This window comes from Streptomyces vulcanius (genome assembly GCF_042653945.1).
In the GTDB taxonomy this organism is placed as follows: Bacteria; Actinomycetota; Actinomycetes; order Streptomycetales; family Streptomycetaceae; genus Streptomyces; species Streptomyces mangrovi.
This window is the reverse complement of record NZ_JBHSFK010000002.1, coordinates 13,736-39,523: the sequence shown is the minus strand read 5'-3', so window position 1 is coordinate 39,523 and position 25,788 is coordinate 13,736. Positions and strand designations below refer to the sequence as shown.

Genomic DNA, 25,788 nt, shown 5'->3' with positions numbered 1-25,788 from the left:
CCCTGGGCCACGATGGGGGAGTGGGCCCCGGAAGGAGGTTCCCGATGACGCGTGTCACGCGTGAAGGCGGGCTGGTACTGAGTCTGCGGCGTGTCCTGGGCGCACCGCGGGCGGTCGTGTTCCGGGCCCTGACCGAACCGCGGGAACTCGCCCGGTGGTGGGGCCCCGACGGGTTCACCATCCCGAGCGTGGAGAGCGACCCGAGACCGGGAGGGACGTACCGCATCGCGATGCGGCCCCCGGAAGGCTCCGTGTTCCACCTGGCGGGGGAGTTCCTCGACGTCGACCCTCCGGAGCTGCTGCGCTACACGTTCCGCTGGGAGGAGCCCGACCCCGAGGACCGGGAGACGGTGGTGACGCTGTCGCTGCGCGACCTCGGCGGAGCGTCGGCGGAAGTGGTCCTCACCCAGGGCGACTTCGCCACCGAGCGGCGCCGCGCCCTGCACGAGCAGGGCTGGACCGAGGGGTTCGGCAAGCTGGAGCGGCTGCTCGCGCCGGCCTGAGCGCGGCGGCGGAGCTCAGTCCTCGAACCCCTCCGCGATCCGCCGCTCCCGGAGTTCCCTGATCTCCCGGCGGCGCGCCAGCCGGTGCGTGCGGCGGATCTGGGCCTCCTGGTAGCGGCGCCTGTCGCGTTCCGTCTCCGTGACGACCGGGGGCACCGGGCGCGGCTTGCCGTCGGCGTCGACCGCCGCGAAGACCAGGTAGGCCGAGCCGACCTGGGTGGCCGGCGTGGACTCGTTCCAGCGCTCGGCGAGGACCCGGACGCCCACCTCCATCGAGGTCCGGCCGGTCCAGTTGACCTGTGCCTTCACATGGACGAGGTCGCCGACGCGGACCGGCTCCAGGAACACCATCTCGTCCATGGAGGCGGTCACGGCGGGACCGCCGGAGTGCCGCCCGGCCACGGCGCCCGCCGCGTCGTCGACGAGCTTCATGATCACGCCGCCGTGCACCGTGCCCAGCAGATTGGTGTCGTTGTGGGTCATGATGTGGCTGAGGGTGGTGCGGGACGCGGACGTGGCCTTGCCGGGGATGTCCGGGAGGTCCGAGTCCACTACGGTGACCTGGTCTGTCATGACCTCCACCTTATGCGGAGCGGAACAGACCGGGACTTTGTGTCAGCTTGGCAACAGCGGAGCGCTGATTTTCCGACGCCCCTGTATAGGACACAGCATGGCCCTGCACACTTGGGCCATGAACGATTGGCCCGAGGGATGGTCCGGCGGCGACCGCGGCAGCCGGTACGGAAACGGCAGTGCCGGCGGCCAGCCGGAGAGCGCGCGTGTCATGCGGCAGGCCCGTCGAGGCCCGGCCGCCCCGCCGAACAACCCGGGTGTCCCGCAGCAGCCGTCGTATGTCAACGGCCAGGGATACGGCGACGGCAACGGCGACTACACCAACGCCCGGCAGACCGGCTACGACAGCGGCTACAGCTCGGGCGAGGTGTACGGCGGCCGGCCCCCGGGCGGCGGTCCGGGCGGACCGGGCGGGCCGGAGGGCGGGTACGGCGGGAGCACGCGGCCCGCGCCGAACTGGCGCCGCCGGATCAAGTGGACCGCGATCGTCCTCGTGACCGTGGTGGTCGTCACCTCTGTCAGCACCTACTTCTGGGCCGACTCCAAGCTGCGCCGCGAGGTCGACCTGTCGAAGGTCATCGACCGGCCCGAGCAGGGCGACGGCACCAACTACCTGATCGTCGGCTCCGACAGCCGTCAGGGCATGTCCGCGGCGGAGAAGAAGGAGCTGCACACCGGCTCCGCCGAGGGCAAGCGCACCGACTCGATGATGATCCTGCACGTCGGCTCGAACGGCGACACGCTCATCTCGCTGCCGCGCGACTCGAACGTGGAGATCCCGACCTACGTGGGCTCCGAGTCCGGCAAGACCTTCAAGGGCACCGGCCGGCAGGTCAAGCTGAACGCCGCCTACGCCGAGGACGGCCCGACGCTGCTGGTGCGCGCCGTCGAGTTCAACACCGGCCTGCGCATCGACCACTACGTCGAGATCGGCTTCGCCGGGTTCGCGAGCATCGTGGACGCGGTCGGCGGCGTCGACATCACCATCGACAAGGCGTTCAAGGACAAGTACTCGGGCGCCGACTTCAAGGCGGGCAAGCAGACGCTGAACGGCGAGGAGGCGCTGGCCTTCGTCCGCACCCGGCACGCGTTCGCCGCGTCCGACCTCCAGCGCACCAAGAACCAGCAGAAGTTCCTGGCCGCCCTGGCCCACCAGGTGGCCACGCCCACGACGATCCTCAACCCCTTCAAGTTCTACCCGGTGATGGGCGCGGGCCTGGACTCCCTGATCGTCGACAAGGACATGTCGCTGTACGACCTGGGGTCCATGTTCTTCGCGATGAAGGGTGTCAACGGCGGCGACGGCACCTCGATGAACATGCCGATCTCCGGCTCCTCCGGCGGCAACCTCGTCTGGGACAAGGCGAAGGTGAAGCAGCTGGTGAGCGAGCTGAACAACGACGAGAAGGTCACGGTGTCGAGTGACTGACCACCCCGGTGACAGACGCTCGCCCGGCCGTCCCTTCGACGCGGTGCTCTGTGACGTCGACAACGTGATTCGCCACTTCGACTCCGCCCACCTGGAGGCGCTGGAACGCGCGGCCGGGCTGGCGGAGGGCACCACCAAGAAGGTGGCGTTCTCCCCGGAGGTGGACGGACCGCTGATGCTCGGTCACATCACCGAGCAGGAGTGGGTCGCGGCCGTCGCCGAGGGGCTCACGGGTCTGGTGGAGGACCAGGAGACGGCCTGGTCGCTCGGCACCGCGCTCCTGGAGTCGCCCTTCCACGCCGACGAGACCGTCGTCGCGCTTCTGCGCCGGGCCCGCACCAGGGTGCCGCTGGTGCTGGTCAGCAACGCGACGACGGGCCTGGAGGCCGACCTGGCGGCGATGGGCCTCACCGACCTCGCCGACGACGTCGTCAGCAGCGCCCGCGTCGGCCTCGCCAAGCCCGACCCGCGCATCCTTCAGCTCGCGGCGGCCCGGGCGGGCGTACGGCCCGAGCGGTGCCTGTTCGTGGACGACACCGAGGAGAACGTCGAAGCCGCCGCGGCCCTCGGCATGCGAGCCGTCCACTACCGCGAACCGGCAGACCTGGAACGGGAGTTGGCGCCACTGTTCCGCTGAGGGGACGGGCGGCTCCAGCTGCGGAGTGCTTACGCGCAACCCACCTCGTTGCCCCGCACGACCTCCGACTCCGTCGTGACCGGCTGCGGCCCCCGTACCTTGCGGGCCTGCCTGAAGTCCGTACCGGCGATCACCTTCAGCGTGCGGCCCAGCCCCGGCGCGGCGCGCAGCTCGCTGCCGGGCAGCGCCGCCGCCAGGGACCGCGCGGAACGGTCCCAGCGGGGGTCGTAGACGACGATCGTGCGCAGGACGGCGCGGTGGGGGGAGTCGACCGGCCGGTGGGTCGTACGGAAGCCCGTCGCGGCGAGCGCCGCGTCCACCCGCCGGCCCAGGCCCACCGTCGACGTGCCGTTCTCGACCTGGACGACGATCTGCTGCGGCGCCACCTCCACCTGCTGGCCCGGCTCCTGGCGCGGGCGCGGGCGCGGCTTCGGGGGCGGGGCCGTGGAGGCGAGGGGCTTGTCCTCGCGTACGGCGCGGAAGAGGCGTTCCGCCTTCGCCGGGTCCCACTTCAGGGTCGAGCCGATGCCCGGTGCCATGAAGCCCAGCTGGCCGATGGGGACGGTGGTGAACTCGGAGGATGCCGGGGAGAAGGTGCGCATCGCCCGGCCCAGGTCGAGGAGTTCGTCCGTGCCGAAACCCCGGTCCGCCCGGACCGAGCCGAGCACCGCCCGCGTCACGTCCCGGAACTTCAGCGGGTTGAGCAGGATCCCGGAGGATGTCGCCTGGTCCACCAGCGAGGCCAGGAAGCGCTGCTGACGCTTCATCCGGCCGAGGTCGGAGGAGGCGTCCGCGTGCCGGGAGCGGACGAACTGCAGAGCCGTCCCGCCTCGCAGGGTGTGCTTGCCGGCGGGCAGGTTCAGCCCCGTGTACGTGTCCTTCAGCGGCTGCGCGGTGCAGACCTTCACGCCGCCCACCACGTCCACCGTCTTCATGAAGCTGGTGAAGTCGACCTCCAGATAGTGGTCGATCTTGATGTGGGTCATGTTCTCGACGGTGCGCACGGTCAGTTGCGGTCCGCCCTCCGCGTACGCCGCGTTCAGCTTGATGGGGTGGCCGCGGTGCGCCTTGCCGGTGACCTGGTCGGTGTGCGGGGGCGTCACGGCGTAGGAGTCGCGCGGCAGGCTGACCACACTGGCCCGCTCCCGGTCCTCCGAGATGTGCACGATCATGATCGTGTCGGTGCAGTGGCAGGGTGCCCCGCCGAGCCGGTACCGGCGTCGCTCCAACTCGGTGATCTTGTCGCGCGCGTCCGTGCCGACCAGCAGCACGTTCATGCCGTGACCGGGCCGCGGGCGGTTCTTCATGTCCTTGAAGGGATCCACGCGCGCGATGTCCGCGTCGAGACTGGTGACCACCGAGTGACCGATCCCGGCGGAGGCCAGCACGACGACCGACAGCGTGGTCGCCGCCCGCATGGCCCAGCGGGGGCGTTTCCTCCGTACACGTACAGGGCGTACCGGCGGGCGGGGCGGACGACGCCGGGGCCGGGGCGGCGTGGTGGGCATACGGGGACACCTCCGGGCGACGGCTGGGCGGGGGAGCCGTGAGTACCGTAGGCCGGTACGATCTCCTGCCCGGGGCGGCGCACCCGGGGGGCGCGAGCGTGTCCCCCGTTCGCGGTAACGTGAGGGCCCTATGAACGCCAAGCCCGACATGCAGCTCCCCGCCGTGTCCGTCATCATGCCCGTCCTCGACGAGGAGCGGCATCTGCGCGGAGCCGTCCAAGCGATCCTCGCGCAGAGTTACGCAGGCGAGATGGAGGTCGTGATCGCCCTCGGTCCGTCCACGGACCGTACGGACGAGATCGCGGCCGAGCTCGTGGCGGAGGACGCGCGCGTGCACACCGTCCCGAACCCCACCGGCCGCACCCCCGCCGCGCTCAACGCCGCGATCAAGGCGTCCCGGCACCCGATCGTGGTCCGTGTCGACGGACACGGCATCCTCTCCGCGGACTACATCGCCACCGCCGTACGGCTCCTGGAGGAGACCGGCGCGCAGAACGTCGGCGGCCTCATGCACGCCGAGGGCGAGAACGACTGGGAGCACGCCGTCGCCGCCGCGATGACCTCGAAGATCGGCGTCGGGAACGCGGCCTTCCACACCGGAGGGCAGGCGGGGCCCGCCGAGACCGTGTACCTCGGGGTGTTCCGGCGCGAGGCGCTGGAGCAGCAGGGCGGCTACAACGAGGAGTTCATCCGCGCCCAGGACTGGGAGCTGAACTTCCGGATCCGGGAGGCCGGCGGGCTGATCTGGTTCTCGCCGGAGCTGCGGGTGTCGTACCGGCCGCGGCCCAGCGTGAGGGCGCTCGCCAAGCAGTACAAGGACTACGGCCGTTGGCGGCACGTCGTCGCCCGCTACCACGAGGGCTCGATCAACCTGCGCTACCTCGCCCCGCCGACCGCCGTGTGCGCGATAGCCGCGGGCCTGGTCGTGGGCGTGGCCCTCACCCCGCTCGGGTTCGTGATCCCGGCCGGCTACCTCGCGGCGATCGCCGCCGGGTCGGTGCCGGCCGGCAAGGGTCTGCCCCTGAAGGCGCGGCTGCAGATCCCGGTCGCCCTCGCCACCATGCACATGTCCTGGGGGTTCGGCTTCCTCACCAGCCCCAGGTCACTGGCGAAGCGGGTCATCGCCTCGCGCCGGCCCGCGGTCCTCAGCGACGCGCGCTGAGTCCCGCGAGGCGTACCCCCGGCCCGGTCTACCAGCTGTAGGCCGGGTCGACGTGCATGCACTGCGTGTCGTCGGCGCCGTTCATCGCCTGCGCCGACGTGGGCGTCGTGTCGTTCTCCTCGGCCTTCTTGGCCTCGTACTTGGTGCCCGACCGCCAGTCCCCGCCGACGAACAGCGTGACGCCGGAGACCTCGGTGGACTTCTTCACCTGGCTTGTCGGGACGCCGAGGACCTTCGCCACCCGCAGGGCGTCGCCCTGGAGATCGGCGCTCGGGTAGCGGATCACCGTCTTCGCCTCGGACGTCGCCGCCGAGGTGTCCGCGACGGCCTCGTCGAAGCCCTTGTCCCGCAGCAGCTGGGTGACGGCCGACGCGCGCCCGCGGGCCGCGGCCAGCGTGCTGGTGGACGTGCTGTTGTGGACCTGTACGGCGATCTTGGCGTCGTCGGCGGCGGTGTCCGTGACCGTCGGCGAGGGGCTCGCGGTGGCCGCCGCCTTCTTCTTGTCCTTGCCGTCGAGCGCGATGTCCTCGCGCACCAGCCGGAACAGCTTGGCGGCGTCGTCGGTGGGCACCACGCGTCCGGTCTGCACGGTGTCGTACGCGTTCGGCATCGTCGCCATCGTGATGCGTTCGGTGGGCACCTTCTGCAGCTCGGTGGCCATGTCGTACATCTTGGTGATGGTGTCCAGGCCGTCGTCGACGGTGATCGCCTTCGTGGCCGCCTCGGCGAGCTTGCGCAGCTTGTTGGGGTTGGTCAGCTTGGCGTTGGCGCGCAGCTCACGGACCATCGAGTTCATGTACATGTGCTGCGCCTTGGCGCGGGCGAGGTCGGTGTCGTCCTCGAAGCCGTAGCGGGTGCGCAGCCACTGCAGGGCCTGCTTGCCCTTGATGGAGTGGGTGCCCTTCTCCAGCTTCAGCCCGGAGCCCTTGCCGGTGCTGGTGTGCGAGTAGACGCTGGCGTCCACGCACACCGGGACGCCGCCGATCGCGTCGGCCATCGAGACGACACCCGAGAAGTCGATCATCATGAAGTGGTCGATGTGGATGCCGGTGAGCTTCTCCCAGGTCGCGACCGTGCAGCCGGGGCCGCCGCGGCCGAGGGACTCGTTGGTCATCGCGCGGGTGCTCGCCTGGTACACCTTCTTGGTGTCCGGGTCGGTGCACTTGGGGATGTCGATGAGCGTGTCGCGCGGCATGCTCACCACCGACATGTTGCTGCGGTCCGCCGAGATGTGCAGCAGCATCTGGACGTCCGCGAGCGGGGGGCCGTCGAAGGTGTCCTTGGCGCCGCCGAGCTTCTGGTTCTCCGCGGTGTCGCGGGCGTCCGAACCGATCAGCAGGATGTTCAGGGCGGTCTGCCCGGCGGCGTTGGCCTGCGTCTTCTCCGCGCGGTCCTTGGTGTCGCCGAGGTTGAGGTCGTCGCTCTTGATGTTGGCGTTGAGATGTTCGTAGTAGAGATAACCGGCGCCCGCGCTGCCGAGTATCACCAGTGTCAGCACGGTCGCCGACCAGCGCAGCACGCGCCGTCTGCGCCGTTTGCGGTCCGCGCCCCGGACGTTTCTGCCGATGTCCCCGGACCCGGACCCCGAACCGGACCCGTCCGTGCCGTCGACCGGTGTCAGCGACATCGTGTCCTCGACCGGAGGACCCTCGCCCCGCACCCCGCTTCTCGCCACCACTTCCCCTGCCCCTCCCCGCCATGCGCCTGACACGGGCCCGTCCCGCGTCCAGTCAGACGCACAACGGGCCCGAAGGGTTACCTACTTGGCCGGAGGGTTACCTACTCGGCCGTAGGAGGCTGCCCGACCGGCCGTAGGCACTGCCTACTCCGCCGGAAGGGCTGCCTGCTCGGCCGTAGGGGTTGCCTACGTGGCCTACTTGGCGCACTCGACCTTGTCCGCGGTGGACTTCTGGACCGAGTCCGGCACCTTCGTCGCTGCCGTGAGCGAGACGCCCGCGCCCTTGAAGTCCTTGCCCAGCGTCAGCGTCATCGTCGGCAGGCCCTGGGCGTTCTCGACACTCTTGCCCGGCTTCAACGCCGTACCGGCCAGCCCCATGATCTCGGCCAGCTTGCGTGCCTGGTCCGCCTGGTCGGGGTCGTACTCGAGTGTCGTTCTGCTCAGTTCAGCCGGCGCGTTGCCCGCGTTCTCGGACTTCGTCACGCCCTCATCATTCTGCAGCCAGTTAAGAGTCTCCTGTGCGCTGCCGGCCGGGGCGCCGCCGTTCATGACCTGGACCCGGATGTCGGACGCGGCGGACTTGGTGCCCTTCAGCCGTGCGGCCGCTGCTGCCGCCGCCGCGCTCTTGGACTCCTTCGCCTTCTCCTTCACCTCGGTGAAGGAGACATCGTCCTTGATCATCTGGAAGACGGTGGGTGCGGTCGTCTGGTTGACGACGACCGTGGCCTTGACCGTCTCCGCCGGGTTGTCCACCACCGGCACGGTGGTGAAGGTCAGGTTCTTGACATTGAGCTTGCCCAGCTCCATGCCCAGGTCCTTGAGCTTGTCGATGCTGTCCAGCTGGGAGTCGACGGTGAGCGCCTTGGTGCCCGCCTCCGCCAGCTTGATCATCTTGGTCGGGCTGGTGAGCGTGTCGTTCGACTTCAGCTTGCGCATCAGCGCGCTCAGGAACTGCTGCTGGAGCTCGATCCGGCTCAGGTCACCGCCGAAGCCGACCGAGTGCCGGGTACGGACGAAGGCGAGCGCCTGCTCGCCCTCGACGGTGTGCGTGCCCTTCGACAGCTTCAGATGCGAGTCCGGGTCGTCGATGTCCTTCGCCAGACACACCTCGACCCCGCCGACCGCCGTGGTCAGCGTCTTGACCGCGTTGAAGTCGGCCACCATGAAGTTGTCCGGCTGGATCCCGGTCAGTTCGGTGACCGTGCGCACCGTGCAGCTGGCCGTACGGTCGTCCTGCCCGAGGCTGGTGTTGAACCGGACGTTGTCGGTGCCCGGGATGACCTTCGAGGTCCCGTCGTCCTGCGTGGTCGGGCAGTCCGGGATGTCCGTGATGAGGTCGCGCGGGATGCTCAGCGCGGTCGCGTTCGTCCGGTCCTTGGAGACGTGCAGCAGGATCGTGGTGTCCGCGTGGCCCACGCTGTTGGCGTCGCCGTACTTCGTGTTGCCCGCGCCGGTGCGCTTGTCGGTGCCGATCAGCAGGATGTTGATCGCCTTGTCCTTGTTGAAGCCACCGGTGCTCGCGCCGTCGTCGGCGACGGACGTGATGTTGGAGTTGAGGTGCTCGAGATAGAGGTAGGCCGCGCCCGCGGTGCCCACCAGCACCAGGGCCATCGTCCCGCCGGTCCACAGCAGGATCTTCTTGGCCTTCGACTTCTTCTTCACCGGCCGCCGGCCACGCCGGCCCGGCGGTTCCTCGGGCACACCCCGCCGCCTGCGCGGCCCCGGCACCCGGTCCGGGGCCTCCTCCGGAGACTCCCGCTCCGGCGGAGCCGCCGTACGCCCGCGCGGCGCCGCGCCCGCCGGGACACCGGCCCCGGCTCTACGCGGTCCGGGCACCACCGACTGCACCGACCGGTCCGCCTGTGGTGACTGCGGTGCGGAAGGAGTCAGTCGCAGTTCGTATTCGCCGGTGTTCGGATTGAGCACCCACTGGTCTGCGGGATCGATGTTGTCCGCCCGCCCACGGCCTTGCGCGTCCACGGTTGTCCGAATCCTCCGTCGGGGCCACGCGGCGCCTCTCCCCCTCAAAAGGCGCTCGGGTCGTCAAGGTCACTAAGCCTCAGTTACTCAGTCACTCAGACACTCAGTCGGTCACTCGGCGCGCGAGCCGGAACGGACCGCGCGGCCAGGTGCACCGGATCGCTCACACTATCCGCCCAGTTCGGCGTGGAGCGACGTCCGTGACAAATTCCACGTCCCTACAACCGGGCAATCCGCCCCATTTCCTTGAACTGAAGTTCGGCTCGTGGCCGGTACTTGGCAAGCGCTTTACCCGCAGCCGTCCTCGGCGGCGGTGTTCCCCCGGAACGTGGGGGCAGGTGGCGTGGGGGATGCGCGCCCGGACCCGTACGGCCCGTAACCGCCCGACTCCGATGTGCCGGAATTCATGGGAAGTTCGTGAGAAACCGCGAGGGGTGCGTCGATGCGCAGCCGTTCGAAGAGTTTCTCCGCCGCCGGTTCCTTCAGTTGGTCACGATTGGCGTTATAGATGTACGACTCCCGTGGAACGGTCAGGAATTGCACATGTTCGGTGGGAATGTCACGCAGACCGCGCACGAGTTCATAGAGTCCGCGCAGACTCGCCAGTTCCGGGTCGGTGGTGAGGGAGGACGTGGCCGCGTCCAGCACCGGATACAGCTTCACCGGATTCAGCAGGACGTCATTGCTCTGCACCTTGTTGACGAGGGCGGCGAGGAACCGTTGCTGCCGCTCCATCCGCCCGGTGTCGCTGCCGTTCCCGAGCGACTTCCGCGCCCGCACGTACCCGAGCGCCTGCTCCCCGTCGAGCGTCACCTGCCCGGCGGGCAGCCGCAGCTTGGCCCCCTTGTCGACGATGGGCTCCCTCAGACACACCCGCACCCCGCCCAGCGCGTCGACCATGTCCTTGAACCCGCGGAAGTCGACGACGACGTGATGGTCGATCCGCACACCGGTCAACTTCTCCACCGTCCGCACGGTGCAGGCCGAACCCCCGGTCTCGAAGGCGTAGTTGAACATGGCGAACGCGGGCCGGGCCCGCTTCCCGTCCGCCCGCAGACAGGCGGGCACGTCCACCATGAGATCCCTGGGCAACGACACGGCGGTGGCGGTCCGCCCTCCACCCTTGCCGGCCCTCCCGGCCGTATCCGTCTTCCCGGCCGTATCCGTCTTTCCCGCCGTATCCGTCTTCCCCGTCTTCCTCGCCGAGAGATGCAGGAGAATCGCGGTGTCCGACCGTTCGGTGCCCGAGTCGGTCCCGTACCGCCCGGTGTCGTCCCCCGCGCGCGAGTCCGATCCGATCACCAGCACGTTCTGCGCGTCCTTCACCAGTGCGGTGGGCCGCTCCTTCGCATACCGCGCCAGCTCCGCGGCGGCGGCCTCGTCGGCGGTGATGTTCCCGTCGAGCTTCACATAGACAACCCACCCCGCGACCCCTACCCCCACCCCGACCACCGCAACGACGCCCACGGCCCGCAGCGCCCACCGCCGCCGCACCGGCCCCCTCTTCAAAGCCCCAGACTGCCTCACACCGCCTCCCGCCATGGCCGCGCGCCGCTCCTTCCCTACGACGATGGCGCGAGACGGGCCGGGGGCGCGGGCGGAGGTGAGCCGAACGGGTGACGGGTGCTTTTTCAGCCCGTCCGGCGTTTGAGGGCGAGGTCCGTCCAGGGCCGAAGGGGGGCCTGGGGGGCACAGCCCCCAGCGGGGTCGAAGGGGCAGCGCCCCTGGGGCCCCTGGGGATGGGACGGGCAGGGGCGGCGGGGCGAGATCAAACCGCCGGCACCCCTACCGCACCGTCGCCGTGACCCGCTCGCTCTCCACCCGCTTCGCCAGCGTCTCCTCCCCGACCCCCTCCAGGTTCCGGCACAGCACCACCGACCCCCCACTCGCCAACGGCCCGTACAACCCCGCGCTCAACCCCTCCCACGTGTCGTACGACAGCCCCGACAGCAACCGGGCCCCCGGTCCCGTGAGCCCCAGTCCCGCCGCATCCCCCCGCGCCCGCTCCGCGACCTCCGCCCCACTGAACTCCGCCCCGGCCACAACCAGCGCGGGCGCCTCCGCGTCCACCGCCGCATACGGCACGAAACGATCCCCGTACGTCGGCACCTCCACCGCATAGTCGGCGTACCCCGCCGGAGGCGAGGGCACGAACCGCCGCCCCAACGGCGCCAACGACAACGCGTACCGCTCCCCGCCGCACGCGAGCCCCGCCTCGAACGACCCCGGTCCCGCCACCACATGGTCCGCCCGCGAGGGATCCCCGCCCATGTCCGCGACGACCCCCACCGATGAGCACGCCACCAGCCACACCGCCGTCTGCCAGTGCGCGGGCAGCAGCAGCGCCACCCGTTCACCGGGCTCCGCGGACATCCCGTCCTGGAGGAGGTTCGAGGTCTTGGCCACCCAGTTGGCGAAGGTGGCCACGGACAATTCGACCCGCTCGCCCGTGGCGTCGTCGTAGAAGGTGACCAAAGGACGCGCGGGATCCGCGGCGAGCGCGGAACGCAGCAGGTCGGCAGGGGTGCGATCGGTGGCGTTCACCCGCGCAAGCGTACGCGCCGCCCCGCCCCCGCACCCCCCACCGGTACACCGGTTCGGCCGAACGCCCCACCCCGCCGAACCCGCCGATTCGGCGGCATGTGCCCGACAGCCCGTCAACTCCCCAATGGACAGATATGTATGACTATGTCCAGGATCATTTGCATGCATGGATTGCTAGCTTCTTCGATCGGTGTCACCTGTGCGGCCGCCCTCGCCCTTCCGCTGACGTCGCCCGCAACGGCGACGACGGTGCGACCGGCGCCGACCGCCGAGGCAGGCACCAGACCCACCGCCGTCCACGAATCCAGAACCACCACCCCTCTCCCCGGCAGCACCCAGTCACTGCCGCTGGCCCCCCTCGCCCGCGACCGAACCCTGGGCGAGGCAGGAGGCCAGGGCCTGTTCCGCCGTGCCGTACCCCGCTTCTCCCTCCTGGGCGTCGTCTGGGACGACCCGGACGCCGAGCTGAACGGCCGCGTCCAGGTCCGCACCCACGCGCCCGGCGCCACCGCCTGGTCCGAGTGGCAGGACGTGGAGACCCACAACGCCGACCACGGCGCCGACCCGGGCACCGCCGAGCGCGCCTCGGGCCGCGTCCGCGGCGCCACCGCACCCCTGTGGGTCAACGACTCCGACGGCGTCGAGGTCCGCGTCCACCCCGACACCCGCAGCCGTACCGAGGAGACGGGCCGGGGCTTCCGTACCGTCACGGCCGCCGCCGAACTCCCCACCGGCCTGCGCCTGGAACTGGTCGACCCGGGCACCGAGGCGCCCTCACCCGCCCGGGCCGGACGATTCACCGCACCGGTGGAACCGCCAGGACGGACGGAACCGCTGACGAGGAGCCAGCGGGTGAAGCCGTACATCGGCCCCCGCCCGAAGATCGTCACGCGCAGCGGCTGGGGCGCGGACGAAAGCCTGCGCGAGACGGGGTTCCGCTACACGACGACGGTCAAGGCGGCCTTCGTGCACCACACGGCCACCGGCAACGCCTACAAGTGCTCGCAGGCCGCGTCCGTGATCCGGGGCATCTACCGCTACCACGTCAAGAGCATGGGCTGGCGTGACATCGGCTACAACTTCCTCGTCGACAAGTGCGGAACCATCTACGAGGGCCGCGCCGGGGGAGTGGCGAATGCGGTCCTGGGTGCCCACACCCTCGGCTTCAACACCAACAGCACGGGCATCGCCGTACTCGGGACGTTCAGTTCCACCAAACCCGGTTCGGCCACAGTCAACGCCATCGCGCAACTGACCGCGTGGAAGCTCGGACTCTTCGGGGCGAATCCGAACGGAAAGACATACCTGAAGTCCGGGGGTGGCAATCTCTACCCAAAGGGAAAGAACGTACGACTGAATGTGATCTCCGGTCACCGTGACGGATTCGCCACGGACTGCCCGGGAAAGCAGCTCTACGGCAAGCTCGGCTCGGCCCGCACGGCCGCGGCGCGCTACCAGGGGCGCTGAGGCGGGACGGAGACGGGGACAGGAGCCGGGTGCGGTCCGTTCCGGGGGCCAAGGGGAGACCCCCGGAATGGACCGCACCCGAACACACACCCTGACGCACACCCGAACGGCCTGAGAACACATCCAGAGGGGGCACATTTCATCAGCCGTCGGGGGGACAGTCCCCTTGGGACTGGGACGGAACACCGCACGGCCTGGAAAGCGCCACTCAACGGTCTGCATACACTGGCCGGTCGAATGGAAGTTCGGCCGGTCCCGGCAGGAAGCAGAGACGAAGGTGACAGAAGCGATCCTCCTGGTCGGCGGCAAGGGCACCAGGTTGCGCCCCCTCACGGTGCACACGCCCAAGCCCATGGTCAGGGCGGCGGGGGTGCCGTTCCTCACGCACCAACTGGCGCGGGCGAAGGCGGCGGGCGTGGACCACATCGTCCTCGCGACGAGTTATCTGGCGGAGGTCTTCGAACCGTACTTCGGCGACGGCTCGTCGCTGGGCCTCCACATCGAGTACGTGACGGAGGACGAGCCCCTCGGCACCGGCGGCGCGATCCGCAACGTTGCGTCCCGGCTGCACTCGGCCCCCGACGACCCGGTGCTGGTCTTCAACGGCGACATCCTCACCGGCCTGGACATCAGGCGACTGGTGGCCACCCACGAGACGACGCGGGCGGACGTCTCCCTCCACCTCACCAAGGTCACGGACCCCCGCGCCTACGGCCTGGTCCCCACCGACGACACCGGCAAGGTCCTCGCGTTCCTGGAGAAGCCGCAGACCCCCGAGGAGATCGTCACCGACCAGATCAACGCGGGCGCGTACGTCTTCCGCCGCTCGGTCATCGACACCATCCCGCCGGCCCGCCCGGTCTCGGTGGAACGCGAGACGTTCCCCGACCTCCTGGCGGCCGGCGCCCACCTCCAGGGGATGGTCGACTCCACCTACTGGCTGGACCTGGGTACTCCGGCCGCCTTCGTACGGGGCTCGGCGGACCTCGTCCTGGGCCGTGCCCCGTCTCCCGCGGTCCCCGGCCGCTGCGGCGACCGTCTGATCCTTCCGACGGCGCGGGTCGCGGCGGACGCCAAGCTGACGGGCGGCACGGTGGTCGGCGAGGGCGCGTTCGTGGCGGAGGGCGCGAGGGTCTTCGGCTCCACCATCCTCCCCGGCGCCGTCATCGAACCCGGCGCCGTCATCACCGACTCCCTGATCGGCACCCGGGCCCGGGTCGGTGAACGCTCCGTCCTCACCGGCGCGGTCATCGGAGACGGCGCGGTCGTCGGCCCCGACAACGAACTCCGCGAGGGCGCCAGGATCTGGTGCGACGCCAGAATCCCGGCAGGAGCGGTCCGCTTCTCCTCGGACCAGTAGCGACCGGCAACGGCCGGTAGCGACCGGCAACGGTCGCCAGCGAGTAACGGCCGGCAACGGCTGGCTGCCGGTAGCGAGTAGCGGTCGGCAACGGCTGGCGGCCGACAGCGGCTGGCGGTCGGTAGCGAGTAGCGGACGGCGGCGACCGGCAGTCGGCCCCGACCGGGGGAGCGGAGACCCCGCTCCCCCTCACCTCACAACGCCGCGATGTCCCCCCGCCGCATCCGCGGCGCCCGCCGCCCCGGCACCCGTCCGCTCAGCAGGATCAACCGAGCCGCCCGGTGCCGCTGCCCCGCGTACGGCTCCAGCAACTCCAGCATCACGGAGTCGTCCGCGTCCCGGTCCCCGGCGAGCGCCCACCCCACGATCCCCGGCAGATGCAGATCCCCCACCGTCACCGCGTCAGCCGCCCCATGACTGCGCTGCACCACCTCCGCCGACGTCCAGGGCCCGATCCCCGGCACGACCTCCAACCGCGCCTGCGCGGCCTCCGGCGACATCCCCACGGCCTCCTCCAACCGCCTCGCCACCCGCACGGCCCGCAGAATCGTCGACGCCCGCTTGTTGTCGACCCCCGCCCGGTGCCACTCCCACGACGGGATCAGCGCCCACGTCCGCGCGGCGGGCATCACCCACAGCCGCCCGCCCGCCGCGGGCCCGGGCGCCGGTTCGCCGAACTTCCGCACCAGCAACCGCCACGCCCGATACGCCTCGTCGGTGGTGACCTTCTGCTCCAGAACCGACGGGATCAACGACTCCAGGACCAGCCCGGTCCGCGTCAGCCTGAGCCCCGGCCGCCGATGCCGGGCCATCGCCACCACCCGATGCCGGGGCGCGAACGCCGACGGATCGTCCGAGGCCCCGAGCAACTCCGGCAGCTGCTCCAGCAGCCACTCACCCCCGGGCCCCCACGCCTCTCCCCGCGCCGCACGACCACCCGAGCCCATGGACACCCGCAACGTCCCCGGCCCCGCCGGCGTCAGACTGGCCCGCCACACCGACCCGTCGGGCATCGCCCGGAACGTGGGATCCCCGGGCCCCCGCCGCAACGGCCCCAGCACCAGCCCGAGATCCAGCGGTCCCTCCGGCGCCCACTCCCGCACCCGCCCGGGCGCCTGATCCGGTACCCGTCCCACCCCCTGTGCAGGCACGGGAACATGTCCCCCACGCACAGTCGTACGCGTGGGCCGAGGAGCGAATCGTCCTGCCACGGCTGAGGTCCTAGGTAGTCGAGGGATGCCCTACGAGAGTAGGGGTACGGCAGAGCGCCACCACACCCACCTCACCGCACCTCGATGAACCCCTCCACCCCCCGCTCCCCCCGCGCCCGGGGTTCCTCCGCCGCATGCCCGACCGCCACCGCCCCCATCGGATCCCACCCCTCCGGCAGCCCCAGCACCTTGCGCACCACATCCCGGCAGAACATCGTCGACGACACCCACGCGGACCCCAGCCGCTCCCCGGCCAGCGCGACCAGGAAGTTCTGCACCCCGGCCCCCGTGGCCACCACGAACATCTCCCGCTCGGCCGCGTCCCGCCGCGGGTCGCCGTATGTGTGCGATCCGTCCATCACCAGACACGGCACCACCAGAGACGGCGCGTTCCGCAGGACGTCGCCCCGCCGCACCCGCTTGGCGATCGACTCCTCGGACTTCCCGTCCCGCCGCAGATCCGCGATCCAGGCCTCCCGCATCGCGTCCAGCAGTTCGGTCCGCGACTCCGCCGACTCCAGCAGCACGAACCGCCACGGCGTCGTGTGATGCGGCGCCGGCGCCGTCACCGCCGCGGCGACCGCACGGCGTACCGCACCGGGATCCACCGGCTCGTCGGTGAAGGCGCGCACGGTCCGCCGCTGGGTGACCGCCAGCCGCACCGCCTCCGACGTCCCGAGCCGGAACATGTCGTCCCGCGCGCCCCGCACGATGGCCCGAGCGCCCTCCTCCGTGGCCGTCATCAGATGGGCGAGCCCCCGTACCACGGCCACGGGCAGCCCGGCCGCTTTCCCCTTCACCAGGTCCCCGGCCGCCGCCAGCTCGTCCGCCGTGGCGACGACCGTCGCGCTCAGCGGATTGCCGTACGCGTCCGTGCCGCCCCGCAGATCGTCCAGCACCCGGATCCCCGCGGCGCCGATCGCCACATCCGTCAGCCCCGCCCGCCAGGGCCGCCCGAAGGTGTCGGTGACCACGACCCCGACATCCACGCCGAGCGCGTCCCGCAGCCCGTCCCGGATCGCCCGCGCGGACGCGTCCGGATCCTCGGGCAGCAACAGCACGGTCCCCGCAGGAGTGTTGGAGGCGTCCACGCCCGCCGCCGCCATCACCAGCCCCTGCCGGTTCTCGACGATCCGCAGCGCCCCGCGCCGCGCCACGACCCGTACGGTCTCGGCGTCGATCGCGGCCTCCCGGTCGTCCGCCCGTACGACCCGCCCCTCGGCCTTGGACACGATCTTCGACGTCACCAACAGCACGTCCCCGTCGACGAGCCCCGGCTCGGCACCGGCGATCAACTTGGCAAGGTCGTCCCCACCCCGCACCTCCGGCAGCCCACTCACGGCCCACACCCGATAGCCGTCCTCACCGACCCCGCTCTCGACGGCCCCGCCCGTGACGGCCTTGCTCTCTACGGCCCCGCCTGCGACCGCCCCGCTCTCGACGGCCCCGCCGCCGGCCAGGTTTGCGACGGCCGCGCTCTCTGTGAACCCGCGCTCGACGGCCCCGCCACCCACGGCCGCGCTCTCTACGGCGCCGCCTGCGACGGCCCCGCCGCCGGCCCGGTTTGCGACGGCCGCGCTCTCTGCGGACCCGCGCTCGACGGCCCCGCCACCCACGGTCCCGCGCTCAACCACCGGATTCCCGCCGGCCCCGCGCCCGACAGCCCGGCTCTCGCCGGACCCGCTCTCGCCGGACCCGCTCTCGACTGCCCCGCTCTCGACTGCCCCGCTCACGCCCCCCGCACCTCCTCCGCCAGCTTCAGCGCCGCCCGTGCCATCTCCGCGGTCGCCTCCAGATCGCTCATCATCAGCGGTACCGCCCGGCAGCGGATCCCCGCCGTCTCGATCCGCTCCACCGAGCCCGCGTCGACGGTGTCCACGAGCCAGCCGTCGAGGAGCCCCGAGCCGTAGTGCTCGGCGACCGCCGCCGTCGTCGACTCCACGCCGACCGCGGCGAGCACCTTGTCCGCCATGCCGCGCACGGGCGCGTCCCCGACGATGGGGGACAGACCCACCACCGGCACCCCGGCCTCGGCGATCGCCTCGCGGATGCCGGGCACGGCGAGGATCGTGCCGATGGAGACGACCGGGTTCGACGGCGGGAACAGCACGACATCCGCCTCGGCGATGGCCTCCAGCACACCTGGCGCCGGCTTCGCCTGCTCGGCGCCGACCGGCACCACCGCCTCCGCCGGCACCGACGCCCGCAGCCGCACCCAGTACTCCTGGAAGTGGATCGCCCGCCGCTCGCCGTCCAGCTCCACGGCGACATGCGTCTCGACCCGGTCGTCGCTCATCGGGATCAGCCGCACCCCCGGCTGCCAGCGTTCGCACAGCGCCTCGGTCACCGCGCTCAGCGGATACCCGGCACCGATCATCTGCGTCCGCACGATGTGCGTGGCGAAGTCACGGTCGCCGAGACCGAACCACTCGGGCCCGACGCCGTAGGCCGCGAGCTCCTCCTTCAGATGGAAGGTCTCGTCGGCCCGGCCCCAGCCCTGCTCCTCGTTGATGCCGCCGCCGAGCGTGTACATCACCGTGTCGAGGTCCGGGCAGACCTTCAGCCCGAAGAGATGGATGTCGTCGCCGGTGTTGCCGATGACCGTGATGTCCGCGTCCGGCACGGCCCGCTTCAGACCGCGCAGGAACCGGGCACCGCCGATGCCGCCTGCCAGAACCACAATGCGCATGGGAGCCAGTCTCGCAGGCGGCTCCGACACCGCGCCGGGCGGTTGTGGACAACCCCCCGCCTGTGGACAACCCGACCACCCGTACGAGCGCCCCCGCCGCCGGTCCTACGCGCTGACGGTGTCCACCTCGTCGTACGGCACCGGCGCCGAGCACTGAGGAGCGTGCATCGGCATCTCCGTCAGCCCGGGGAAGTACACGTGCAGGCTCACCGCCGGCTCCAGCGCGTCGTTGACCACCTCGTGCACGAACCCCGGCGCGAACACGTGCTGAGCCCCCGCCCCCAGGACCCGCTTCCCGCGCTCGGTGCGCTCGGTCAGTTCGCCGTCCAGGACGGTCAGCACACCGCTGGAGCGGCCGTGGTCGTGCAGCCCGCTGCCCTGCCCGGGCACCCAGGACAGCAGCCACACCTCATAGCCCGGGCCGGTGCGCAGCCGGTGGTACCAGCGGCTGGCCGCGTCGTACCGCACCAGGTGCCGCCACTGGGCGCGGTCGGCGGCGATGTCACGGGCCAGACCGACGAATTCGGACACGGTGGCCGGGTGCTCGCGCGGCGGCTGGAGGAGGTGCGGGACTTCGAGGATGTCGCCGGCGATCTGGAGGTCGCTGTCGCTGTTCATGAAGTGGGGTGGTCCTCGGCAAAAGAGTGGGGGTGGTCGCTGGATGTCGCATGCCGTCCGCCCGGATCGCGGGTGGAACAGGAGCGCCCTGGTACGGGCGGAGGGGAAACAGCAGCCGGAGCGCGTTGGGCTCAACAGCTGGAACAGCAACAACAGCTACAGCGAGCGTGGGCAGCACCGTGGGACCCGGCCGAGCGGGTCGAGGCGAGTGCCAAGTTCGCGAGCATGCCCACAAGGACAGCGGTTCACACCTGCCAGTGTCAACTCGACGCCCGGTATGTGGGACAGCGTTCACCTCATCCGGTGCATCTGCGAGGTGAAAGGTTTGTGCATGTGTCGACCGGGACACATGGCGCACAAGCCGGGCGCGTGAGCCGTTGTGATCCCGTGATCCGACTGTGATCCGCTTCGCTTCCGCGCGCATGTCGCAACGGGATCGAACTTCTGGACGTCTCTCCCCGTACAAGCACTGTGTGGGCCCGGGGGCCTCCAGGGCCTCATCTGCTTGTCAAGGTTTATGGCGATTTGAACACTTACTGCATGGCCTTGGTTCCGCAGAGTGAATAAGGGGCCCAATAGCAGATCTCGGCTTGACTCGCCCGGAGCAGCACACTTGTAATTTCACTCGTGTCGTTCAGCCGACATCGGTGATGACGTCCTTGACGTCGCCGACATCGGTGCGGCCACGTCACGGGGACGCGAAAGACGGAGCGAGGGGCGCACATGACCGAGCTGGTGCAGCAACTGCTGGTCGACGACGCGGGCGAGGAACTCGGCTGGCAGGAGCGCGCCCTGTGCGCCCAGACCGATCCCGAGTCCTTCTTCCCTGAAAAGGGCGGCTCCACCCGCGAGGCCAAGAAGGTCTGTCTCGCCTGCGAGGTCCGCTCCGAGTGCCTCGAGTACGCCCTCGCCAACGACGAGCGCTTCGGTATCTGGGGCGGCCTGTCCGAGCGGGAGCGCCGCAGGCTGAAGAAGGCAGCCGTCTGAGACTCCGGTTGAATCTGTCCGAAAACTGGCCCTCACGGGGTCACGACGTTCTGAACGGCCCGTCGCGGGTGGGTTATCCACAGGCGGCGGGCCGTCGTCGTGCCCAGCCGATAGTGTGGGCGCTCGTCCGAGACACCCCGCCGCCCCCACAGGGCGCAGGCGTCCACCACAGTCCACTGAACCGGGGCCCGTACCTCGATGTCCGTGCACAGCCACACGGCAGCCCAATACGACGCTGCCACGCCAGAGTTCCCGCGTCACGTGGTGACAGCGGTCCTCGTCTCCCACGACGGTGCCCGCTGGCTGCCCGACGCGCTCGCCGGGCTGCTCGGCCAGGAGCGCCCCGTCCAGTCCGTCGTGGCCGCCGACACCGGCAGCTCCGACGACTCCGCGCAGCTGGTCACCGAGGCCCTCGGCGACGACCACGTGCTGCACCTCGCCCGGCGCACCGGATTCGGCCAGGCCGTCGAGGAGGCCAACCGCACCGCCCCGGTCCTCACCCCCGAGGAACTGCCGTACCTGAGGCGGCCCAGCGGCTGGGACCCCGTCACGCGCACGTGGCGCGACGACGCCTACGACCTGCCGGAGCTCCCGCACGGAGAGCCGGTCCAGTGGCTGTGGCTGCTGCACGACGACAGCGCCCCCGAACCCGACGCCCTGGCCGAACTCCTGCGCGTCGTGGACAACGAACTCGAACTCGGCCGCGACGACGTGGCCGTCGTCGGCCCCAAACTGCGCGGCTGGTACGACCGCCGCCAGCTCCTCGAGGTCGGCGTCACCATCGCCCACTCCGGCCGCCGCTGGACCGGCCTGGACCGCCGCGAACAGGACCAGGGCCAGCACGACCACGTCCGGACCGTGCTCTCCGTCTCCACCGCCGGCATGCTGATCCGCCGCGACATCTTCGAGGAACTCGGCGGCTTCGACCGCCGGCTGCCCCTGATGCGCGACGACGTCGACCTCTGCTGGCGCGCCACAGCCGCCGGCCACCGCGTCCTGATCGCCCCCGAGGCCGTCGTACGGCACGCCGAGGCCGCCTCCCGCGAGCGCCGCACCGTCGACTGCGCCGGCCGCACCACGGCCTCCCCGCACAAGGTCGACAAGGCCGGCGCCGTCCACACCCTCCTCGTCAACAGCCGTACGGCCCTGCTGCCCTGGATCCTGCTGCGCCTGGTCGTCGGCACCGTGCTGCGCACGCTCGCCCTTCTCGTCGGCAAGGTCCCCGGACAGGCCCTCGACGAACTCCGCGGCCTGCTCGGCACCCTGCTGCGGCCGGAGCGGATCATCGCCGGGCGGCGTGAGCGCGGCAAACCCGTCATCGACAAGGACGAACTGCGGCCCCTGTTCCCGCCGCCCGGCGCGACCGTCCGGGCCACCGTCGAACAGGCCGCCGGCAACCTCTTCGGCGCCGACGACCCCGAGGCCGCCGGCGGCGCCGGCCGGCACGGCGGCGGCCTGGAGTCCGGGCCCGGCGGCGACGACGCCGACTTCCTGGAGATCGAGCAGTTCGCCCGCCTCAAGCGCGTCGCCCGCAAGCCCGGCCCGGTTCTCTTCCTGGTCCTGCTGCTGGTCTCCCTGGTCGCCTGCCGCAACCTCCTGGGCGGCGGCGCGCTCGCCGGCGGCGCCCTGCTGCCCGCCCCGGGCGACGCGTCCGAGCTCTGGTCGCGCTACCTCGACGCCTGGCACCCGGTCGGCGCGGGCGGCACCCCGTCCGCCCCGCCCTACCTCGCGATCATCGCCACGCTGGCCACCCTGCTGTTCGGCTCCACCGGCCTCACCCTCACCCTGCTCCTCGTCTGCTCGGTGCCGCTGGCCGGACTCACCGCCTACTTCGCCTCCCGCCCGCTCGTCGAGTCCCGCCTCCTGCGCGCCTGGGCGGCCGTCGTCTACGCCTTCCTGCCCGCCGCCACCGGCGCCCTCGCCGGTGGCCGCGTCGGCACCGCCGTACTGGCCGTCCTGCTGCCGCTCATCGCGCGCGCGGCCGCCGCGGCCAGCGGCCTGACCAGCACCTCCGGTGCCCGCGGCAGCTGGCGAGCCACCTGGGCGTACGCACTGCTGCTGACGATCACCACCGCGTTCACCCCGATCGTGTGGCCCGTCGCGCTCGTCCTCGGCCTCGCCGTCCTCGCCGTGCGCCGCACCGAGATCACCGCCTACGGCCTGCGCTTCCTCGCCCAGCTCGGCACCCCGCTGCTGATCCTGGCGCCCTGGTCGCTGACTTTGCTGCCGACCGGCTTCTTCGCCCAGGCCGGCCTCGACCACGCCCCGTCCACCGCCTCCGCGCTCGACCTGCTCGCCGCCAGCCCCGGCGGGCCCGGCACGGTCGACGGGCTGATGCTCATCGGCATCGTCCTGGCCGCCCTGGCCGCCCTGCTGCGCACCCAGCGTCAGTCCGGAATCCGGACGGCCTGGGCGGTCGCCCTCGTGGGCCTCGTCTTCGCGGTCCTGTCCAACGGCTCCACCTGGGCCGGGCCGGCCACCCTCGTCTACGGCATCGCGCTCCTCGCCGCCGCCGCCATGGGCGCCGACGGCGCACGCTCGCGTGTCGCCGAGCAGAGCTTCGGCTGGCGCCAGCCGGTCGCCGCCCTCATCGCCTTCGCCTCCGCCGCGGGACCGCTGCTCCTCGCCGCCGGCTGGATGATCGGCGGCGCCGACGGCCCCCTGGAGCGCCGCGACCCCGTCCAGGTGCCCGCGTTCGTCGCCGAGGAGGCCGGAACCCGCGACCAGGCCCGCACTCTCGTCCTCGACAGCGAGTCCGCCGCCCACATCGGCTACATGCTGGTCCGCGGCTCCGGCGCCCGCCTCGGCGACGCCGAACTCGCCGCCGCCGACGGGGAGAACGCCACACTCGACAAGGTCGTCGCCAACCTGGTCGCCGGCTCCGGCGCCGACCAGACCGACGAACTCGGCAAGTTCGCCGTCCGCTACGTCCTCGTCCACAAGGGCGCGCCCCGCGAGATCACCCGCGTCCTGGACACCACCCCCGGCCTGAGCCGGCTCAGCCAGCAGGACGGCAGCGCCCTGTGGCGGGTCGACCAGGAGGTCTCCCGCGCGGCGATCGTCGCCGCCTCCGGCAAGGGCACCCCGACCCCGGTCGCCGCGGGCCCGGTCGACATCCACACCACCATCCCGGCGGGCGCGGACGGCCGGATCCTGCGCCTGGCGGACGCCGCCGCGGCCGGCTGGACCGCCACCCTGGACGGCCGCCCGCTCACCGGCAGCACCGTCGACGGCTGGGCCCAGGGCTTCGACCTCCCCGCCTCCGGCGGCAGACTCGACGTCACCTACGACGACCCGTTCACCCACACCGCCTGGCTGTGGGCCCAGGGCTTCCTCGCCCTCGTCCTGGTCGTCCTCGCCCTGCCCGGCCGCCGCCGCGACGTGGACGACGACCTTCCCGAGGAGCTGATCCCGGCCCAGGCCACCGAGGGCGAGGGCCGCCGCGCCCGCCGCCTGCGCGCCCAGGCCGAGGAGGCGGAGGACACCGGGGAGACCCCGGCGAACGGGGCGCCCGCTCAGGACGACGACTTCCCGTCCTCCCTTCCCGGCTCTCCCGCGCCGGAGGAGACGGAGACCCCGGCCGCGATCCCGCAGCAGCAGTCCTACGGCGAGTGGGACCAGCCGACCTACGCGGGCGCCGAGTACGGCGGGTACGCGGGCGAGCAGTACCAGGGCGCCCAGCAGTACCCGGCGGGCGGCTACGACCAGCAGACCTACGACCCCTACCAGGCCGGCCAGTACGACCCGTACGCCTACGACGGCCAGGCGCAGCAGGCCCCGTACGACCAGTCGTACGGCTACGACCAGTCTTACGGAAACCAGGGCAACCAGGGCAACAACCCGGGCTACGACCCCGCGTACGACCCCGCCTACGACCAGGGCGGGCACCCTCAAGGCACCGGCAGCGAGCGCCCCGACGGGAGCCAGCAGTGAACCGCACCACCCTGTCCCTGATCGCCGGCACGGCCGCGCTCGCCGCCGTCACCGGGTTCGCCACGCTCAACGAGCCCACCGCGCCCGTCAGCACCGCCAGGACGGCCGCCGTACTGCCCGTGGAACGCACCAGCCTGGTCTGCCCGGCACCCAGCACCTCCGACATCGCCGACACCTCGTACACGTCGTTCACGCCCGTCACCAAGGGCACGGGCGGCGACGGCTCGGCCGAACTGGCCGCCGCCACCGCGGAGTCGGCGGACGCGGACGGCGCCAAGAGCGGCAAGGGCGACAAGAAGAAGACCGAGAAGCCGGTCCTCACGCCCAAGGCGCCCGGCACGCCCGCCACCGGCGACACCTCGGGCGGCGAGTCGCCCGCCCTCATCGGCACCGCCGAGGGGAAGTACGCCCCCGGCTGGACCGTTCAGGAGACCACGGAGGTCGCCGCCGGCAGCGGGCGCGGCCTGCAGGGCGTCACCTGCACCGGTGCGGACACCGAGTTCTGGTTCCCCGGCGTCAGCACGGCCGCCGACCGCACCGACTACGTCCACCTCACCAACCCGGACGACTCCGCGGCCGTCGTCGACCTCGAGCTCTACGGCAAGGACGGCGCCGTGAAGAGCACGGCGGGGGAGGGCATCACGGTCCCGCCGCTGTCCAGCGCGCCGATCCTGCTGTCCACGCTCACCGACGAGAAGCAGGACGACCTCACCGTCCACGTCAACGTGCGCAGCGGCCGGGTCGGCGCCGCCGTGCAGGCCCTGGACGACAAGCTCGGCGGGGACTGGCTGGCCGCCGCCACCGACCCGGCGGGCAGCCTGGTCGTCCCCGGTATCCCCAAGGACGCCACGGCCGTCCGTCTGATCGCCTACGCGCCCGGTGACGCCGACGCCGACCTGAAGGTCCAACTCGCCTCGCCCACCGGTCTGATCACCCCGGCCGGGCAGGAGACGCTGCACGTCAAGGCCGGTATGACGACCGCCGTCGACCTGGGCGACGTCACGCGCGGGGAGGCGGGTTCGCTGGTCCTGACGCCGTCGGGTCCGTCGGTGCCGATCGTCGCGGCCGTACGGGTCCTGCGGGGCAAGGGCGACGCCCAGGAGTCGGCGTTCATCCCCGCCTCAGCGCCCGTCGGCACGCGCGCGTCCGCCGTCGGCAACACCGCCAAGGGCACCACCCTCTCCCTGACCGCCCCGAAGGGCACCGCCAAGGTGAAGGTCACCGCGTCCGCGGGCAGCGGAGGCGGCACGGCCGCGTCCAAGACGTACACGGTCAGGTCGGGTACCACCCAGGACGTCGAACTCCCCGTCCCCGCAGGCCTGAAGGGCACCTACGCCCTGACGGTGGAGCCCCTCACGGACACCCCGGTGTACGCCGCCCGCACCCTGGCGGCGACCGAGGAGGGCATCTCGGGCTTCACGATCCAGACCCTGCCGGACGACCGGGGCACGGTGGCCGTCCCGGAGACGGACGAGGACATGACGGTGCTGCAGAAGTAGCCGCGACCGG

General features: G+C 71.5%; 19 protein-coding genes. 9 read left to right on the top strand and 10 right to left on the bottom strand.

All coding sequences use genetic code 11. The features are described from left to right. Positions 1-44: 44 nt before the first annotated feature. Positions 45-503, top strand: a complete 459-nt coding sequence (locus tag ACFPIH_RS02370) for an SRPBCC family protein (protein WP_381167605.1) — start codon at positions 45-47, stop codon at positions 501-503. A gap of 15 nt (positions 504-518) precedes the next feature. Here ACFPIH_RS02370 and ACFPIH_RS02365 read toward each other — a convergent pair whose 3' ends face one another. Next, a complete protein-coding gene (locus ACFPIH_RS02365) occupies positions 519-1,076 on the bottom strand; it encodes an acyl-CoA thioesterase (RefSeq protein ID WP_381167603.1) in 558 nt (185 codons plus the stop codon). A 118-nt stretch (positions 1,077-1,194) separates the two neighbouring features. Between ACFPIH_RS02365 and ACFPIH_RS02360 the strand changes: the two genes are divergently transcribed. Beyond that, on the top strand, positions 1,195-2,505 hold the full coding sequence (locus ACFPIH_RS02360) for an LCP family protein (protein WP_381167601.1): 1,311 nt from the start codon (positions 1,195-1,197) through the stop codon (positions 2,503-2,505). After that, positions 2,498-3,142, top strand: coding sequence for an HAD family hydrolase (locus ACFPIH_RS02355; protein WP_381167599.1), 645 nt, complete (start codon positions 2,498-2,500; stop codon positions 3,140-3,142). Before ACFPIH_RS02360 ends, ACFPIH_RS02355 begins: the two co-directional genes overlap by 8 nt. 29 nt (positions 3,143-3,171) lie before the next feature. Here ACFPIH_RS02355 and ACFPIH_RS02350 read toward each other — a convergent pair whose 3' ends face one another. Continuing rightward, positions 3,172-4,650: an LCP family protein gene (locus tag ACFPIH_RS02350; RefSeq protein ID WP_381167597.1), complete on the bottom strand. Its 1,479-nt coding sequence runs from the start codon at positions 4,648-4,650 to the stop codon at positions 3,172-3,174. Between the two features lie 130 nt (positions 4,651-4,780). Between ACFPIH_RS02350 and ACFPIH_RS02345 the strand changes: the two genes are divergently transcribed. Next, a complete protein-coding gene (locus ACFPIH_RS02345) occupies positions 4,781-5,812 on the top strand; it encodes a glycosyltransferase family 2 protein (protein ID WP_381167595.1) in 1,032 nt (343 codons plus the stop codon). Between the two features lie 28 nt (positions 5,813-5,840). On the opposite strand, the gene ACFPIH_RS02340 is transcribed toward ACFPIH_RS02345, so the two are convergent. From ACFPIH_RS02340 to ACFPIH_RS02325, 4 genes are all read right to left on the bottom strand, one after another. Then, on the bottom strand, positions 5,841-7,439 hold the full coding sequence (locus ACFPIH_RS02340) for an LCP family protein (protein ID WP_381167593.1): 1,599 nt from the start codon (positions 7,437-7,439) through the stop codon (positions 5,841-5,843). A 246-nt stretch (positions 7,440-7,685) separates the two neighbouring features. Beyond that, the gene (locus tag ACFPIH_RS02335; RefSeq protein ID WP_381167591.1) at positions 7,686-9,470 is read right to left on the bottom strand and encodes an LCP family protein; all 1,785 of its coding nucleotides are present in this window, start codon (positions 9,468-9,470) and stop codon (positions 7,686-7,688) included. 288 nt (positions 9,471-9,758) lie between these two features. Continuing rightward, the gene (locus ACFPIH_RS02330; protein ID WP_381167589.1) at positions 9,759-11,012 is read right to left on the bottom strand and encodes an LCP family protein; all 1,254 of its coding nucleotides are present in this window, start codon (positions 11,010-11,012) and stop codon (positions 9,759-9,761) included. A gap of 243 nt (positions 11,013-11,255) precedes the next feature. After that, entirely contained in the window at positions 11,256-12,014 is a 759-nt protein-coding gene (locus ACFPIH_RS02325) for a TIGR03089 family protein (protein ID WP_381167587.1), read from the bottom strand. A gap of 162 nt (positions 12,015-12,176) precedes the next feature. Here ACFPIH_RS02325 and ACFPIH_RS02320 point away from each other — a divergent pair, with 162 nt between their 5' ends. Both ACFPIH_RS02320 and manB read left to right on the top strand, forming a co-directional pair. Further along, positions 12,177-13,481: a peptidoglycan recognition protein family protein gene (locus ACFPIH_RS02320; RefSeq protein WP_381167585.1), complete on the top strand. Its 1,305-nt coding sequence runs from the start codon at positions 12,177-12,179 to the stop codon at positions 13,479-13,481. Positions 13,482-13,758: 277 nt separating this feature from the next. Continuing rightward, positions 13,759-14,841, top strand: a complete 1,083-nt coding sequence (manB, locus tag ACFPIH_RS02315; protein ID WP_381167583.1) for a mannose-1-phosphate guanylyltransferase — start codon at positions 13,759-13,761, stop codon at positions 14,839-14,841. Positions 14,842-15,035: 194 nt separating this feature from the next. On the opposite strand, the gene ACFPIH_RS02310 is transcribed toward manB, so the two are convergent. The 4 genes from ACFPIH_RS02310 to ACFPIH_RS02295 form a co-directional block, all read right to left on the bottom strand. Then, complete coding sequence (locus ACFPIH_RS02310; RefSeq protein WP_381167581.1) at positions 15,036-16,052, bottom strand: DNA-3-methyladenine glycosylase family protein; 1,017 nt, start codon at positions 16,050-16,052, stop codon at positions 15,036-15,038. A gap of 71 nt (positions 16,053-16,123) precedes the next feature. Beyond that, on the bottom strand, positions 16,124-17,401 hold the full coding sequence (locus ACFPIH_RS02305) for a coenzyme F420-0:L-glutamate ligase (RefSeq protein ID WP_381168469.1): 1,278 nt from the start codon (positions 17,399-17,401) through the stop codon (positions 16,124-16,126). Between the two features lie 380 nt (positions 17,402-17,781). Then, complete coding sequence (cofD, locus tag ACFPIH_RS02300; RefSeq protein ID WP_381167579.1) at positions 17,782-18,741, bottom strand: 2-phospho-L-lactate transferase; 960 nt, start codon at positions 18,739-18,741, stop codon at positions 17,782-17,784. A gap of 105 nt (positions 18,742-18,846) precedes the next feature. Next, positions 18,847-19,359, bottom strand: a complete 513-nt coding sequence (locus tag ACFPIH_RS02295; RefSeq protein WP_381167577.1) for a cysteine dioxygenase — start codon at positions 19,357-19,359, stop codon at positions 18,847-18,849. A gap of 723 nt (positions 19,360-20,082) precedes the next feature. Here ACFPIH_RS02295 and ACFPIH_RS02290 point away from each other — a divergent pair. The 3 genes from ACFPIH_RS02290 (at position 20,083) to ACFPIH_RS02280 (ending at position 25,778) form a co-directional block, all read left to right on the top strand. Next, positions 20,083-20,346 carry a WhiB family transcriptional regulator gene (locus ACFPIH_RS02290; protein WP_030792866.1) on the top strand — a complete coding sequence of 88 codons (264 nt, stop codon included), beginning with the start codon at positions 20,083-20,085 and terminating at the stop codon, positions 20,344-20,346. A 198-nt stretch (positions 20,347-20,544) separates the two neighbouring features. After that, positions 20,545-24,279 (top strand): glycosyltransferase, encoded by a 3,735-nt coding sequence (locus tag ACFPIH_RS02285; protein ID WP_381167574.1) that lies wholly within the window; start codon positions 20,545-20,547, stop codon positions 24,277-24,279. Continuing rightward, positions 24,276-25,778 (top strand): DUF5719 family protein, encoded by a 1,503-nt coding sequence (locus ACFPIH_RS02280; RefSeq protein WP_381167572.1) that lies wholly within the window; start codon positions 24,276-24,278, stop codon positions 25,776-25,778. The genes ACFPIH_RS02285 and ACFPIH_RS02280 overlap by 4 nt, the downstream gene beginning before the upstream one ends. The last annotated feature ends 10 nt before the right edge of the window (positions 25,779-25,788 follow it).

Excerpts from the sequence above, each read along its gene's own strand:
- ACFPIH_RS02350 (WP_381167597.1), bottom strand. The coding sequence starts at position 4,650 with ATGCCCACCACGCCGCCCCGGCCCCGGCGTCGTCCGCCCCGCCCGCCG.
- ACFPIH_RS02285 (WP_381167574.1), top strand. The coding sequence starts at position 20,545 with ATGTCCGTGCACAGCCACACGGCAGCCCAATACGACGCTGCCACGCCA.
- ACFPIH_RS02360 (WP_381167601.1), top strand. The coding sequence starts at position 1,195 with ATGAACGATTGGCCCGAGGGATGGTCCGGCGGCGACCGCGGCAGCCGG.
- cofD (WP_381167579.1), bottom strand. The coding sequence starts at position 18,741 with ATGCGCATTGTGGTTCTGGCAGGCGGCATCGGCGGTGCCCGGTTCCTG.
- ACFPIH_RS02370 (WP_381167605.1), top strand. The coding sequence starts at position 45 with ATGACGCGTGTCACGCGTGAAGGCGGGCTGGTACTGAGTCTGCGGCGT.
- ACFPIH_RS02295 (WP_381167577.1), bottom strand. The coding sequence starts at position 19,359 with ATGAACAGCGACAGCGACCTCCAGATCGCCGGCGACATCCTCGAAGTC.
- ACFPIH_RS02365 (WP_381167603.1), bottom strand. The coding sequence starts at position 1,076 with ATGACAGACCAGGTCACCGTAGTGGACTCGGACCTCCCGGACATCCCC.
- ACFPIH_RS02345 (WP_381167595.1), top strand. The coding sequence starts at position 4,781 with ATGAACGCCAAGCCCGACATGCAGCTCCCCGCCGTGTCCGTCATCATG.
- ACFPIH_RS02320 (WP_381167585.1), top strand. The coding sequence starts at position 12,177 with ATGCATGGATTGCTAGCTTCTTCGATCGGTGTCACCTGTGCGGCCGCC.
- ACFPIH_RS02330 (WP_381167589.1), bottom strand. The coding sequence starts at position 11,012 with ATGGCGGGAGGCGGTGTGAGGCAGTCTGGGGCTTTGAAGAGGGGGCCG.
- ACFPIH_RS02290 (WP_030792866.1), top strand. The coding sequence starts at position 20,083 with ATGACCGAGCTGGTGCAGCAACTGCTGGTCGACGACGCGGGCGAGGAA.
- ACFPIH_RS02340 (WP_381167593.1), bottom strand. The coding sequence starts at position 7,439 with ATGTCGCTGACACCGGTCGACGGCACGGACGGGTCCGGTTCGGGGTCC.